The sequence below is a fragment of the Bifidobacterium sp. SKU genome (assembly GCF_026016405.1).
GTDB lineage: Bacteria > Actinomycetota > Actinomycetes > Actinomycetales > Bifidobacteriaceae > Bifidobacterium > Bifidobacterium bifidum.
Genome location: NZ_CP092890.1, coordinates 21,867 through 36,334, shown reverse-complemented (window position 1 = coordinate 36,334; position 14,468 = coordinate 21,867). Strand labels below are relative to the sequence as shown.

10 protein-coding genes and 2 tRNA genes are annotated in these 14,468 nt (G+C 62.3%); 6 read left to right on the top strand and 6 right to left on the bottom strand.

Translation table 11 applies throughout. The features are described 5' to 3' along the window. Positions 1 to 145: 145 nt before the first annotated feature. Positions 146 to 625 carry a Dps family protein gene (locus tag MMB49_RS00150; RefSeq protein WP_003815072.1) on the top strand — a complete coding sequence of 160 codons (480 nt, stop codon included), beginning with the start codon at positions 146 to 148 and terminating at the stop codon, positions 623 to 625. Positions 626 to 812: 187 nt separating this feature from the next. Here the strand turns inward: MMB49_RS00150 and MMB49_RS00145 are convergent, their stop codons facing one another. From MMB49_RS00145 to MMB49_RS00130, 4 genes are all read right to left on the bottom strand, one after another. Next, positions 813 to 1,553 (bottom strand): SprT family zinc-dependent metalloprotease, encoded by a 741-nt coding sequence (locus tag MMB49_RS00145; protein ID WP_013389336.1) that lies wholly within the window; start codon positions 1,551 to 1,553, stop codon positions 813 to 815. Between the two features lie 285 nt (positions 1,554 to 1,838). Further along, the gene (locus MMB49_RS00140; RefSeq protein WP_013389335.1) at positions 1,839 to 3,356 is read right to left on the bottom strand and encodes a PTS ascorbate transporter subunit IIC; all 1,518 of its coding nucleotides are present in this window, start codon (positions 3,354 to 3,356) and stop codon (positions 1,839 to 1,841) included. Positions 3,357 to 3,421: 65 nt separating this feature from the next. Continuing rightward, positions 3,422 to 3,694, bottom strand: coding sequence for a PTS sugar transporter subunit IIB (locus tag MMB49_RS00135; RefSeq protein WP_003817396.1), 273 nt, complete (start codon positions 3,692 to 3,694; stop codon positions 3,422 to 3,424). 123 nt (positions 3,695 to 3,817) lie between these two features. Next, positions 3,818 to 4,267: a PTS sugar transporter subunit IIA gene (locus MMB49_RS00130; protein WP_047271203.1), complete on the bottom strand. Its 450-nt coding sequence runs from the start codon at positions 4,265 to 4,267 to the stop codon at positions 3,818 to 3,820. 329 nt (positions 4,268 to 4,596) lie between these two features. Between MMB49_RS00130 and MMB49_RS00125 the strand changes: the two genes are divergently transcribed. Continuing rightward, the gene (locus tag MMB49_RS00125) at positions 4,597 to 5,649 is read left to right on the top strand and encodes a LacI family DNA-binding transcriptional regulator (RefSeq protein WP_047271202.1); all 1,053 of its coding nucleotides are present in this window, start codon (positions 4,597 to 4,599) and stop codon (positions 5,647 to 5,649) included. A 471-nt stretch (positions 5,650 to 6,120) separates the two neighbouring features. Here the strand turns inward: MMB49_RS00125 and MMB49_RS00120 are convergent, their stop codons facing one another. Further along, on the bottom strand, positions 6,121 to 8,457 hold the full coding sequence (locus MMB49_RS00120; RefSeq protein WP_047271200.1) for a beta-N-acetylhexosaminidase: 2,337 nt from the start codon (positions 8,455 to 8,457) through the stop codon (positions 6,121 to 6,123). 292 nt (positions 8,458 to 8,749) lie between these two features. Between MMB49_RS00120 and MMB49_RS00115 the strand changes: the two genes are divergently transcribed. The 3 genes from MMB49_RS00115 to MMB49_RS00105 all read left to right on the top strand — a co-directional run bounded on the left by MMB49_RS00115 (position 8,750) and on the right by MMB49_RS00105 (position 12,725). Further along, a tRNA-Ile gene (locus tag MMB49_RS00115) sits at positions 8,750 to 8,823 on the top strand. 70 nt (positions 8,824 to 8,893) lie between these two features. Beyond that, a tRNA-Ala gene (locus MMB49_RS00110) sits at positions 8,894 to 8,966 on the top strand. Positions 8,967 to 9,278: 312 nt separating this feature from the next. Then, a complete protein-coding gene (locus MMB49_RS00105; protein WP_229941025.1) occupies positions 9,279 to 12,725 on the top strand; it encodes a LamG-like jellyroll fold domain-containing protein in 3,447 nt (1,148 codons plus the stop codon). A 374-nt stretch (positions 12,726 to 13,099) separates the two neighbouring features. On the opposite strand, the gene mscL is transcribed toward MMB49_RS00105, so the two are convergent. Further along, positions 13,100 to 13,534, bottom strand: a complete 435-nt coding sequence (mscL, locus tag MMB49_RS00100) for a large conductance mechanosensitive channel protein MscL (RefSeq protein WP_013362847.1) — start codon at positions 13,532 to 13,534, stop codon at positions 13,100 to 13,102. A 146-nt stretch (positions 13,535 to 13,680) separates the two neighbouring features. Here mscL and MMB49_RS00095 point away from each other — a divergent pair, with 146 nt between their 5' ends. Further along, on the top strand, positions 13,681 to 14,388 hold the full coding sequence (locus MMB49_RS00095) for a FadR/GntR family transcriptional regulator (RefSeq protein ID WP_047271195.1): 708 nt from the start codon (positions 13,681 to 13,683) through the stop codon (positions 14,386 to 14,388). Positions 14,389 to 14,468 lie beyond the last annotated feature (80 nt).

Here is a 14,468-nt window from a genome sequence, read left to right as displayed (position 1 = left end):
CCCGACCTGTACCGCTGATGAACATCAACCTACGTTTCTGTTACGTCGCTCACTGTGAGCGATAACTATGCTGGCGGCTGACACATCGCGCAGGCTTCATCGATAAACTGGAGGGTGACTGATATCCCAGAAGGAAGGAACGAATATGACACTTGCATTCGTTGTGCCGGGACTGGACGAAGCCGCCTCCGAGAAGGCCATTGCCATTCTGCAGAACCGACTGAGCCAGGAGCAGGAGGCCGCGCTGGTCCTGAAGCACGCTCACTGGAACGTGACCGGGCCGAACTTCATCGCCGTGCACGAGATGCTCGACCCTGAGGTCGAGGCAGTGCTCGCGCAGGCCGATGAGACCGCCGAACGCATCGCCACGCTGGGCGGCACGCCTGACGGCCGCGCCGATGCCATCACCCGCAACCGCACCTGGAAGCCGTTCGACGTCGACGGTCGCGCCGGCACCGAGAAGTACCTTGAGGCCCTGATCGAGTATTACGACGCGTTCATCGCCGATGACCGCAAGGCCATCGCCGAGCTGGACGAGCTGGACGTGATCAGCTCCAACATCATCCAGGACCACGTGCAGGAGCTTGAGAAGTTCCAGTGGTTCATGCGTTCGCATCTGGCGTGACGCGATAGATCGCGGCAGACAGCAGGCAGCATGCATGGCGGGTGAATGCCCGCTCCCATGCACACCGGCATGGTCTGACGCAAAAGATGCACATCAATGATGGCGACGGTTCAGTGGCAATGCTGAGCCGCCGCCATCATTTGTCTTGCTGCCGCGACATGTCGGCCGGCATGTTTCACGATATGTTTCACAGCAGTACGCGCTTGTTGAGTTCACGGCGCAGCTCACGCCAGCTCGGCAGATAAGCGCTCATCCGCCGCTGAAAATCAGCCCCGTGACCATTGGCCCACAGATGGGTCATTTCATGGACGAGAACGTACTCCAAAAATCGAGGCTCCATCAGACCAAGCTGAAGATTCAGCCGGATACGCCCGGTTTTCGGCGTGCATGACCCCCAGCGCGACGTCATGACCCGCAAGGTGACATGGCTCGGCGAACGCCCGACGATGGGCGCCCACTTGCGCAACAGCCCCGGAAGCGCGGCATCGATCGCGGCCGCGGCGGCATGTTTGCGCTCATCGGTCCACATGGCCGAACGGTCGAACATGGGGAGCTGCGGCTGATCGCCGCCCCGGCGGCCATCGACACCGGCATGCTCTCCATCACCGGCGGGAGCGCTGGGGAGGGGCGTCAACGTCTCGGCCTGCCGCAATGACATCCGTCGGGCCTCGGCCATACGCCGCTGCTGTTGCACGATCCACGAGTGCCGTTCATGAGCGAAACCAATGATCTGACGCTGGCTCATGCGCATCGGCGCCGACACCTCGACGGTTCCCAGAGGCGGCTTGATACGCAGATAGAGGTTCTTGATGCGCTTGCGCGTCACATGCAATTGCAGGCCGTCCACCTCAAGCACGGTCGACGCGGCGGCGGTTGAGGCGGACGCGGGTGCTTTTCGGGCATGACGACGCTGATTGGGCAATGGCATACGAGCCATTGTCGCAGACGCTGCCCCCAGTCAGCATGAGGCAAGGAATACAACGCCCCCGCTGGCGGGGGCCGCCGCGCAGCGACTGGGGGTGGTCTGACCAGCCACTGCACAGAACCACCCTCAGTCTCGCTGCGCTCAACAGCTCCCGCTAGCGGGAGCACAATACTGCGCACTCCGCGAAACCACCCGCGATCTCACACCTTCCCACACACAAAAACGGGAGCGCGAGGGCACTCGCACCCTCACGCTCCCGCATAATCGCTCAGCGGCGGCGGAACAGTATCACGCTTCCGCAGCGGCCTTCTTGGCGGCGCGAGCAGCGGCCTTGGCGGCCTTCTCCTCGGCCTTCACCTGCTCGATGTACTCGGCGTGCTTGGCACCCGGAGTCCAGCCGGTGTTGACGACCTTGACCTGCCAGATCCACGCGGCGGCGAAGAGCACCGCGGCAAAGATCAGCAGGCAGATGGCGCCACCGACAGGACCGAGGTGAGCCATGTTGCCGGTAATCGTACCGAACCAGCAGAAGTCGGCGTCACCGAAGGTGGAGTTGGCCAGACCGAAGCTGCCCATCACGGTCATCAGCGCGGCCGGCAGGAAGGTAATCAGCAGGCCGTTGATGAACGAGCCGACAACGGCACCGATACGACCACCCGTGGCGTTGCCGAACACACCAGCACCACCACCATCGAAGAAGTGAGGCACCATACCGGGCAGGATCAGCGCGACACCCCAGACCGGGCCGAGCCACACGGCGATGATCGCCAGAGCCACCAGGCCACCGACGAAGGAGCCGAGGAAGCCGATCAGTGAAGCATTGGCGCCGTACGGGAACACGATCGGGATGTCCAGCGCCGGGCGGGCGCCGGGCACGACCTTGTTCGCAATGCCCTGGAAGGCGGGGACGAGTTCACCGAGGATGATACGAACACCGTAGAGGATGATGCTCACGCCGATGCCGAACTGCAGGGCCTGCGCGAACGCGGCCATGAAGAACGAACCGTAGTTGTCGGGGTTGGTGGAGAAGATCTTGAACGCTTCCTTGGCCGGCAGCACGATGGCGGCCCACACGGAGAAGACCAGGTACAGCACGACCATGAGCAGCGTGGTGGAGACCATGGAGTCACGCAGGAAGCTCAGGCCCTTCGGGAAGTTGATGTCTTCAGTGGACTTCGACTTCTTGCCCACGCCGGCGCCGACAGCACCGGAGACAATGTAGCCGAGGGTGTTGAAGTGGCCGATCGACAGCTTGTCGCTACCGGTCACCCTGTTCATGAACGGCTGCGCGAACGCCGGCATGACCACCATGATCACGCCCATGAGGATGGCGCCGATGATCACGATGAGCAGCTGGTGGTCCGTGCCGAATCCCACGGACAGCACCACGGCCAGCATGGTGGACATGAACACCATGTGGTGGCCGGTCAGGAAGATGTATTTCAGCGGGGTGAACCGCGCGAGCAGCAGCATCACGATGAAGCTGAGCACGATGATGTACGCCGAGGAGGCGCCGTACTGGCTGGACGCCTGCGCGGTGATGACCTCATTGGTGGGCACGACGCCGTGCGCGCCGGTGGACTTGAGCACCAGGTCGCCGAACGGGGCCAAAGCCGAGGTGACGACGGTAGCGCCGGCACCCAGGATCAGGTAGCCCATGGCCGCCTTCAGGGCGCCCGACACGACCTGCCCGGCGCTGCGCTTCAGTGCGATCAGGCCGATGGCCGCGATGATGCCAATCAGATACGCCGGCACATTCAGTATTTCCTGGCTGATGAAATTCAGCACTTGAACGACAACGTTCATGGATTCCTTCTTTTCTTGTTATGGTTTCTGGCCGGCATCTCACGCAGGCCGTAACGGGGAGCGGCTCAGTCGGCGTACTTCTCCAGCACCGACTTAATCTCGTCGGTGTCCATGAAGTTCGTGATGACTTCGACGGGCGTGGTGGTGCCTTCCAGCTCGGGCGCGAGCTCGGCGGAGGTGAGCACCAGATCGTTCATGTTGGCGGTGCCCTTGGCGCTGCCCGCATCGGAGGTGGTGACATTGACATCGACGCCAAGGTCGGCCGCGACCGATTCGACATTGACCTTCAACAGCACCGATGTGCCGATGCCGTTGCCGCATACGCAGAGGATGTTCATGATTCCCTCGTTTCTTTCGTTGGAATGACTGCCGCGCAGCCATTGGGTTTCAGTTATTGGATTCAGTCATGGAAGTGTGGGTGTGCCGCTCGCCGGCGGCCCGGCCCGGGTTGCGCCGCCCTGCTATTGATGCAGGATGTCGCGGATGGCTTCCGGCGTGGGGGCCGCGGCGAGCGCCGCGGTCTTCTTGGGATTGATCAGGGACGAGGCGATAGCGGACATCACGGTGATGTGCTCGTTCTCGTCATGACCGGCCAGACCGATGACCAGCGATACCGGGTCGTTGGCCTTGTTGCCGAACTTCACCGGCGTGGACAGGCGCACCCAGCTCAGGCCGGTCTTCAGCACGGCCTCGGACGGGCGGGAGTGCGCGAGCGCGAGACCCGGGGCGATGACGATGTACGGGCCCATTTTCTCGACCGTCTCGATCATCTGATCCGTATACGCGTCGGTGGTGAAACCAGCCGCCACCAGTCCTTTGCCGGCAAGCCGGATGGCATCTTTCCAATCGGTGGCGGGAACGTCGAGCAGAAACGCGCTGTCCGGCAGGAACCCGTCAATATCGGCGACCATAGCATCTCCTCCGTGCTGAGCCATCCACCGCTGGATGGGTTGGTGATTTGCTGACACCATCGCGAGCAAATCGTTTCTTTCATCCGTCACTATACACCATAAAATCCGCTTAGTAAACCCGGAAACCGATTTCTCAATTATGTAATGAAATGGTATGATCTATACAGAAACCATTACGTCTGTCCACTGGAAACATTGGCAATAATCACGCCCATACGGCATCGCGGCGACCAATGAGCGCAATGTGCGTTCATGTATCCTATATACAACGGGCAGCGACGCGGTGCCCGGCAGAAGTAATCGAAGCAGACAATCCGAGGTGATGAACGATGAGCTCAACGAGTTCCATCACCGACGTCGCCGCATTGGCGCGCGTATCCAAAGCCACTGTCTCCCGCGTTCTTTCAGGGCGCCGCACCAAAGACGACAACATCGCGAAACGCGTGCGGGACGCGGCGGAACAGCTCAACTATCAGGCCAACTCCGCCGCCAGCGCACTGCGCAGCGACACGACCAATACCATCGGCCTCATCATGCCCGGCCCGACCGACCCTCTGGTAGCCCGACTGCTCGCGGAGTTGGAGCCCGAAGTCAACCGCTCGGGACGCCAGCTGCTGCTGGGCCTCGGCGACGACCAGCGAACCCAGACGGAACGCATCGAAGCCATGCTCGCCCGCCGGGTCGACGGGCTGGTGGTCATGCCGCCGCAAGACGCCAATACCGCAGCGTTCCTGGATGACTACGTCGGCATGACCTCGCTGGTTCAGGCGTTCGGCCACTCCACGTCCTTCCACGTGAACTGGGTTGGCGTCGACGAAAGCGCCTCCATGAAGCTGATGCTTTCGCACCTTGCAGAGTACAACGCCAACTCCATCGCATTCCTCAGCGGCAACGTCAACTCCGACAGCGCCGCCGAGCTGTTCGCCACGTTGCAGACGTCAACGAGGGTCATGAACCTGATGACCGAACCGGGTTGGACCACGTTCGGCGACAATTCCGCGAAGCGCGGGTATCACGACGTTATGAGACTGTTCGGGGACAAGGGCAACCGCCCGAACGCGCTCATCTGCGCCACCGACGATGTGGCGATCGGAGCGCTGATGGCGCTGAACCAACTGGGAATCCGCGTGCCGGACGAGGTCAAGGTCATTGGGTCGGGCGACTCCCCCGCGGCGGCCATCGCCGACCCGCCGCTCTCGTCGATTCTCCCGCCGTGCCGGCTCATCGCCCATGAAGCGCTGCGACTCATCAGCGTCAGTGCCAGCAGCAAACACTGGCTTCCGGCGCACACCGCGTATCCGCCGCAGCTAGTGCAACGCGAATCGACCAGCGGGCCGCGATTCGGCTCCAGCGACATGGCGCTGCCCGACGACGAGAGCTGAAAACTCGATGTCGGTGCCCTGAGCGGCACGAATATTGCGCGAAAGGCGTGGATTACACGGCTATCTGCATTCCGAAGGGGTGATTTCGACTTCCCGAACATCTATCTACGTTTCAAGGGGTTGGTAACCAAGTAGGAACACTGCTAGAACCGCGTCATTCCAATAAGTGAATGGCTCATATACCTCGGATGCCTCTGTGCCGCAACCCCTTGAGATGCAGATAGATGTTCCAACGACCGAAAATCACCCCCTTGAAGCGCAAATACCCGGCAAGCTCGCCTGTCAGGACCTGAAAAACGCCACTGCACGAGGCGGCGACGCCTTGCGGCACAACGAAATGCCGGATCTCACATATGAGACCCGGCATGGATCGCATGTTCGCGCCGTCTCAGCCAGCGAGCGCCGGCACGGCAACAACGACCGGCTCATGCCACTACCGCGCGACGCCCCGCCTCTGATGTGCGCTTGGGCTTATGAACGCAGGGCGTCGGCACAGCGCCACACGATGGAGGCGATGCGGGCCAATTCCGATTCCGCGCTGACAGAACGCCACAAGTCGCAGTAGGTCTCGAACCAGCGCTCCAGACCACGTGCCACTCGAATCGAGACATCCTGCACGGCTTCCGGCCCTGCGGAAGAGCCTGCGTCCGGTTCGATCAACCCGGCCGACGCGCGGGCGATATCGCCGGCATCGACCGTGATGACGTCATGCCGCCGCGCAAGGCACAAGCCGACCAAGTTGAACCAGCGCTGCCCCTCGATGGCGGCCAGCATAGCCGGCACATCACGCCGAGCCGCACCCAAACGCGATGCGCGGCCGGCGGCGGCGCCGAGTCGCATGGCGTCGCACAGCAGCGCCTCGTTCGCCTCGGCCGCGCGGACGATATGCGGCGACAGCCCTTGCAGCATCGTGCGCCGAGCCTCATCAAGATCGGTACTGCCCAGCAGTCGGGCATCCCACTCCCGCCCATATTCCCCGCTGAACCCATGCACGCCGAGATGCATCGCCGATGCGGCATCGCGATTCATCCGTCCGTCGCCTTCATCCAGCTCGCAGTACCAGACCATGTCATCCCAGCCGAACGCCACACGACAGGCGGCATCTCGCAGTGCCTCGACTATGCCGCCCGAACGGTCGCCATATTCGACCTCGGCCACGCGACGGCACATCTCGGCACACGACCCATCGCCGCCGGCCGGCGCGCCCGCAATCGCGTCGGCCGCGCCACCGGTGTAATCGTCGCTCTCCGAGCTCAACGGGAGCGGCGCCGGGGAATCCCCGTCCGCGGCGGCCTTGTTCTCGCGGACGGCATCGGCAGCGGCATCGGCATAACCGGCAGCAGAGCCTTCTTCGCCGTCGCCGCACCCGGCCTCACCCTGGATATGAGCCATCGGATTCCACGCGCACTGCGCGCCGAATATCATGCCGGAAACCGCCATGCGCGGGTCGTTGACATGCCCGTAATCACCCCAGTCGGTCACCAGGTACCCGACCGCACCGTACTTCACGCCGTAGCGCGCGAGTCGGGAGATGTTGTTCCACGAGTCGTCGAGGCGCGGCAGCAGCGCATTCCAGCACCATACCGCCGAGCACACGTACTGCGGGGCCCCGGCCTGCGCGACGAGGCGTACCTTGTCTTCACCGATGCCCGGCGCGTACAGCCAGTTGAGCAGCGTGACGTTATCCGGCAACAGGCCGAGAATCTGCGGCATCTCCACAGCGATGTCGCCCCAGAACATCGGCTCGCGGCCACGCTCAGACAAGTGACGGCACAGCTGCGATACGAAGTCGGCGTACATCGTGGCCACGCCGCGGCGTTCGGCTTCGGGCTTGGAACGGCCGCGACCCAAATCGAACGTCTCATCGCCGCAGATGTTGAACTTGCGTGTGCGGAACAGCTGCATGTAAGCATCGATCAGCTTGAACGAGAACGCGAGGGACTCCGGTTCGGTGATGTTGAGCGTGTGGTGACGCTGCCGCTCCACGAAACCGTACCGACGGTCGGCGTCCTCGGGAAACTCGCCGAGATGGCGCAGCTCGCGCGTGCGCATCGCCATGTACTGGTGTCCGAAAGTCGAGACCGACGGCACCAGCTCGATGCCGAGCCGCGCGCAGTATTCGTCGAACGTGATGATGTCGGCGGGCTTGAGCGGGCTGGTGCCGCGCCAAGTCTCGCTCAGATCGTCGAACATGAACGTGTGCTCGATGTATAGCTGAAGCTGGTTGTACTTGTACAGGCACAGCCGGTCGGCCCATGTTTTCAGCCAGTCGAGCGTGGGGACGCGGCCGCGCGTGGCGTCGAGATAGTAGCCGCGGACCTTGTACGCCGGTTTGTCCGCGATGACGAGTCGAGGCAGCGCCGGCGCGCACTGACGGATGATCTGGCGAAGGGTCTGCACGCCGTTGCGCACGCCTTCCGTATCGCCGCCGACGACGTCTATGCCGGAGCGTGCGATGGTCAGGCGGTATTCCTGCGGCTCCAGGGATGAGGGGTCGAGTCTCAGTGTGATGAACGACTTCCAGCATGAAGCGTGTGGCGGAACCGGGTGCGCAATCGCGGCATTTGGCGCGGGCAGTCCGGCCACCATGACATCGCTGGCGATGTCCCAGCGCAGGCCCGTCGCCGCTTCGATATCATCGGCAAGCTGGGTCGGGAAAACGCCGGCGATGTCATCGATGTCGCGATCTTCCGAGATGCGGCCTACGAGCGGCAACGCGACGGGTACCGGAGCTCCGGCATCATCCGAATCGGCGGCATCCCCGTTCAATGTCACGGATTGCGGTTCCGGAATGAGATCGAATGACATGTCTTCATCGCCACAACAGTATCGATACTGCACTGTACACCCTTTCGTCGCAGGAAGTCGGTCTGGCCGCCGATGCGCCAGACATCACCATAGCCATCACCTACAGTAACCCATGTCCCTTATCGGCGCACCCGCGATTGTCGGCGCACCCGCGATTGTCGGCGCAGGAAGCCATGTGAAGACACACAACGACGAGAACGACACGCCGAAAGCCACAAAAAACCGACTGGATTTGACACATACGGCAATTCTGGTATTCTAGTTCATCGTGCGCTTTTGAAGTGTATGGATCGGGCCCGTAGCTCAGGTGGTTAGAGCGCATCCCTGATAAGGATGAGGTCGGAGGTTCAAGTCCTCCCGGGCCCACAGGAAAATTGCAGCGGCTACTTCAGCCGCTCTTTTTTTCTCACTGACAACGCCGCAACGGCGGAATCACGGGGCTATAGCGCAGCTGGTAGCGCATCTGCTTTGCAAGCAGAGGGTCGCCGGTTCGAACCCGGCTAGCTCCACTCTCAGAACCCTTGGAATCAAGCTGATTCTGAGGGTTTTTCTATTTGCACTTTCTGCTCGTTTCCATCTCGAATCAGCCAAAATCGTCAGGGCTAATGGCACGCGGATGGCACAGAGCCGGCTCTCACCGGTTCAGCGCCCCGCCATTACTTGCATCACGGAATCGCATTGATAGAATTGAGCAGACCTTCACACAGAGGCAAGGCTCACCCCAATGATCACATGGCAGTGATCCCCGAAACAGAAGCAGAGAGCATGTAATGACGCATATCACATCACACCGTCGGAGCGGCAAGCTCTGGCGCTCAATCATGGCGGCCATCGCCACAGCAGCGATGGCGCTGTCGCCGGGAGCCGCAGCCTATGCGGCCGACGCCGACGCCACCGCACCAGCAACCACCGCGTCCGCAAACCTTCGAGGCGCATGGAACTTCGAGAACACCGCGGCCGGCGACCGCGAAGCGGCCAACAACGGCGGCTCCAGCAGCGCAACGGCCCAACTCATCGGCGACGACATCTCCATCATCGCCGACCCCGCCGGCGTATTCGGCAACGTACTGCACTTCGGCGCGGGCGCGTCCAGCTACATGAAAATCAACCAGTACGTCAACACCGGAGCCGGCAACGCGTCATTCGCGATGTGGTACCGGTACGATACGACGCTCGACCCGACAGGCGACAAGCCTGCGGTGCTGTTGCAGCAGGATGGCGCCGGCCGCTCCCTGCTTACGCTGCGCCCGTCCAACCAGTACCACACGTATGTCAACGCGACCGACGTTCTCAGCAACAATACGGTGGCACGCGGCGGATGGCAGCATATCGCCGTTTCCTTCGACCAGACGAGCCACAAGGTCAAGTTCTATGTCAACGGCGCGCTCGACAGCGAAAAGAACATGGGAACCTCGGCCGTCAACGCCGTCACCGCGCTGCTGGTCGGCTCGCACAAGAACATCGGCACCATGGACCCGCATTCGATGAAGGGCGACGTGGACGACATCCGCGTATATGATGCCACGCTCACCGACGACCAGGCAGCTGCGATTTACGCCGAGCAGGGCACGGCCCTTGTCAGAAAACAACTCGGCACACTGGTCTCGCAGGCCGACGCGCTGCTGGCCGCGGGAGAGGTCGACGCCGCGTCGGCGCAGGCGCAAGCACTCGCCACGGCAAAACGCAACGCGGTCAACGCCATGAACAACACCTCCGGCAGCGCCGCCGCGCGGATGACGGCGATGAATGCCGCGGGCACGGCGCTCCAGACGGCCATCACCGCGTATCAGGCGCATGTACCGATCACGCTCACGGCCGACCCCAGCACCGTGGAGCGCACGGTCGACAGCGCTTCCATCTTCGGCGTCAATCATCGGTACGCCTTCAACGGGTACGGCAGTTTCGACCCCGATACGATGCGTGTGAAAGACGACTTCACCGCACTGTACAAGCAGGTCGGATTCGGCTCGATTCGCTACCCCGGAGGCACGATTTCCAACCTGTTCAACTGGAAGACCACCATCGGTCCGCGCGCCCAACGGCTCAAGCAGATGCACGGCTTCTACAACAACCCCGGTCAGGGCGGCATCGAACCGAATTTCGGCATCGGTGAAATCGCGACGTTCGCGGACGAGGTCGATTCAGAAATCGTCTATGTGTACAGCCTCGGCCGCGGCAACGCACAGGACGCGGCGGATCTGATCGAATATCTGAACGCGCAGGTCGGCACCAATCCCAACGGCGGCATCGACTGGGCGAAGGTGCGCGCAGACAACGGACACCCGCAGCCGTACAACGTGCGCTATTTCGAAATCGGCAACGAAATGAACCAGGCGTGGGCCAACTCCGACGGCACCGCCTCGCAGGGCTACTGGACCACCGCGGTGAGCGGCGGCAGCGAGCAGGCGTACACGGAGGGCGGCACAGCGAGCTTCACCAAGCAGTACGCCGTGAGCCTGGAGGATTGGAACAAGGCAGCGTCGGTCAGCGACGGCAAGGCCGGTCTGACCCGTTACATGCGCTACGCCAACGTCAACCCGAAAATGAACGGCGACAATGGCGCGATCGTCGACGACCCGTCGTTCGTGGCCGTCAACAAGGGCAGCGTCAGCGTATGGGTCGGCAACGATCAGTCGAACGAACAGTGGCGCATCGTGGACGACTTGGAGACCGCCGGTGCCGGCGACAAAGTCGTGCAGGTCGATTACAGCACGGGCGCGCTGAGGTTCGGAGACGGCGTGCATGGTGCGATTCCGGCCAAAGGACAGCAGGTTTATGTCAGCTACACCGTTGACCGCGACGGGTTCGTCAAGATATCGAAGGCCATCAAGAACACCACCGACCAGATCAACACGGCCGAACAGCGCACGGACGGCACACGGCACACGGCGAACGTGTACACCAGCTACGAGTCCACAGGGTTCATCACCCGCATGGCGAACCTGAACGCGAACCAGTGGTACGACGGCATGACCATCCACCCTTATTCCGGCACCCCCACGGGAGCCACCGCGGGCGCATGGTACGACGACGCGATGAAGAAGGCCGAGACGGCGGGCGTCAACCGCGTCAAGGAGTATGTGAGACTCATGCCGGCAGGCAAGGTGCCGGTCATCAGCGAATACGGCATTTTCCGCGATACCAGCGCGCTGGTCCGGTCGCAATCGCACGCGCTGTACATCGCCAAGGTCGCGCTGGAATATGTTCGGCTTGGCAGCCCCTATATTCAGAAGCACTGCCTGATCGACTGGTACAGCAGCGGCGCCGACTCGCTCGGCCCGACCCAGCAGGCGGTTATTCAGGCCGTGCCGGAAGACGGCGCAAGCACGGTGACGGGCGAGGGGCGGTTTGGGTTCTTCCTGACGCCGAGCGCGTATGCCCTGCAGATGCTCGGCAATGGCATCGGCGACAGCGTGCTGACTTCGACGCTCGGCTCGACGCCCACGTTGGGCAATGGCGCAACGGCTCTGTCAGCTTTGGTTTCCAAGGATGATGATGGCAATCTGCGCGTGATCATCGTCAATCTGGATCGCGCGCTCGGACGCACGCTGAAGTTGAATTTCGGGCAGGATCTGTCTGGCCGAGTCGCGGATGTGCAGACCATGGACGCAGCAATCAACGCAGAGAACACGTTGGAAAACCAAGATAATGTGACTCCCGTTGACAGCAGCGTCACGTTCGATGCGGCGACGCCGACGGTCACCGTCACGCCGCATTCGTTGACGACGCTGAAGATTCGGCCGCGTGCTGCCGGAACGATCAATGCGGCACCCGTCATCACCGCCAGTGACCGGACCATTACGGTCGGCGACGCTTTTGATCCGCTTGACGGCGTGACCGCGCACGACGCGGAGGATGGCGACATGCCGCTCGCTGCGGCGAATGTGACCGCCGATGATGTGGATCCCGATACTCCGGGAACCTATCACGTCACTATCACCGTCACCGACAGTCAGGGAGCCACTACCTCCAAGACCTTTACGGTCGTCGTGCAGGCGAAGGAAGGCGGGGAGACTCCGGAGCCTGAGCCTGATCCCTCGCCGGGCCCCGAGCCCACGCCGGAACCTGCACCCAAGCCGGCACCAGACGAGAAGACGGATCAAGCAGCCCACCAGAAGCCGGATGACAAGACAAATGGGCAACAGGCAGACAACGGCAAAACAAAGTTGTCGCATACTGGTGTCAGCGTCCTGGTCGCGCTGACCTGTACCGCAATGCTCGCCATCGGAGGCGGTCTCATCGCCACATTCCGTCGTAAGCGGAGCTGACGGAGCGCGTGCCCCGCGGTCGAAGGTCGCATGGTCGGCCACCCCTGGCCGCGGGGCACATAACCCGTTGTTGCGTCCCTAAGTGCGCGCCGCCTATGAGAACGGAATCAGGTGCGATTCGCGACATCAGAGCGTCACGCTGTGCGGGTACCGTCACCGTGCGCGCCCGCACACGGTGACGCATTCTTCAAGAATCCAGTGATTGCAATGGTTCCGGAATGCCGTCACGCTGTGCGCCCCCGCACACGGTGACGGTACCCGCGCAGCGTGACGCATTATCCCCGGAAAACAGCGAGTTCGCCGACTAGGAGCATGCGATTGCCGGCGCCCAGTCGGCTCGCCGATAGCCCCGCCAGCGGTGGTGCGAGTTCTAGTTAGGCTTTGGCCAGTTGGTCGCGGATTTCGGTGAGCAGCGCGATTGTCTGCTGCTCGGCGGTGGGCTCGGGTTCCTTGACTTCGTCGGCGTCCTCGGCCTCACTTTCCTTGAGCTTCGCCTTCGCCAGCAGCGCATCGGACATGTCACGGAACTTGTTGATCGGCACCAGGATGAAGAAGTAGACGGCGACGGCGATGATGAGGAAATTGAGCAATGCGCCCAGAATCGCACCGACCGACACGGTCGCCCCGTTGAACGTGAACGCAAGCAGACCGTCCATGTTCGGCTTGCCGAAGATCATGGCGATCAGCGGATTGATGAGATGGTTGACGATCGCATTGACGACGGCGGTGACCGCACCGCCCATGACGACGCCGACCGCCATGTCAATCATATTGCCGCGGGAAATGAACTTCTTGAAACCATCAATCATGACGCCTCCTATGGTGAGAGGATTTGCGGGCGCAGGCTCGTGTCCGCGCCCGGATGCGCGGATTGCAACCCGCGCATCGTCACCTCCCAGACTATCGCATCATTCTCGTGGCATTCCGCGGCCGCCCCGCTTCAGGCACGGGTCACGTGGCCGCCGAATTGGGCGCGCATCGTGGAGACCACACGCAGGATGTCGTCGGCGTCGCCGCGCGAAGCCTGCCGGGAGTAAAGCGCCGCCGCGGTGGACGGCGTGGGGACGCCGAGTTCCAGCGCCGGTTCGACGTCTCGCGAACCGTGGCACGCGAAGTCGCGAAAAGCCTCGAAACAGCCAAAGTCGTCACCGTCCGTCGACGCATCGGGCTCGTCTCCCAACCGGTCGAGGAGTGGGACGCGCTCAGCACCCAGGTCATCCATTGGAAGCTGCACTCCACACACCGTAAGGAGCAGCTGCGCACCCTCACCGAACTGCACCTCGCCATCGAGCCGGCCGCAGCGACCTCGGCCGACCGATACGCGCCGATCGACGTGAAATCGCGGCTCCCCCTGCTCGCAGCGGAGCTCCGGCACACCGGCGAGAACGGCAGGCTCGACGAATTCCACAAGCTCGACATCGAATTCCACTCACTGATCTTGCGCAACAGTGGCAACGAAATGTTCGCTTCCCTATCCACCATCATCGCCACCGTGCTCTCCGGACGCGTCGAACTGCACATGTACCCGCAAAAGCCCAAGCCGGAAGCCCTCGACGCACACGACGCCGTCGCCCAAGCGATCTGGCAGAGCAGTCCGGACAACGCGCGCCAGGCCATGCACCGCATCGTCGACGAAGTCGCCGAAACGCTGCAGCTCAGCTGACGCACACATCCGCGCCACATCCTGAGCAATTTCTTGTCGCCCCTTGACACCGCACCTACAATAAAACCGTCTTATTGATA

Excerpts from the sequence above, each read along its gene's own strand:
- MMB49_RS00135 (WP_003817396.1), bottom strand. The coding sequence starts at position 3,694 with ATGAACATCCTCTGCGTATGCGGCAACGGCATCGGCACATCGGTGCTG.
- MMB49_RS00105 (WP_229941025.1), top strand. The coding sequence starts at position 9,279 with ATGGCGGCCATCGCCACAGCAGCGATGGCGCTGTCGCCGGGAGCCGCA.
- MMB49_RS00130 (WP_047271203.1), bottom strand. The coding sequence starts at position 4,267 with ATGGTCGCCGATATTGACGGGTTCCTGCCGGACAGCGCGTTTCTGCTC.
- MMB49_RS00140 (WP_013389335.1), bottom strand. The coding sequence starts at position 3,356 with ATGAACGTTGTCGTTCAAGTGCTGAATTTCATCAGCCAGGAAATACTG.
- mscL (WP_013362847.1), bottom strand. The coding sequence starts at position 13,534 with ATGATTGATGGTTTCAAGAAGTTCATTTCCCGCGGCAATATGATTGAC.
- MMB49_RS00125 (WP_047271202.1), top strand. The coding sequence starts at position 4,597 with ATGAGCTCAACGAGTTCCATCACCGACGTCGCCGCATTGGCGCGCGTA.
- MMB49_RS00120 (WP_047271200.1), bottom strand. The coding sequence starts at position 8,457 with ATGTCATTCGATCTCATTCCGGAACCGCAATCCGTGACATTGAACGGG.
- MMB49_RS00145 (WP_013389336.1), bottom strand. The coding sequence starts at position 1,553 with ATGCCATTGCCCAATCAGCGTCGTCATGCCCGAAAAGCACCCGCGTCC.
- MMB49_RS00150 (WP_003815072.1), top strand. The coding sequence starts at position 146 with ATGACACTTGCATTCGTTGTGCCGGGACTGGACGAAGCCGCCTCCGAG.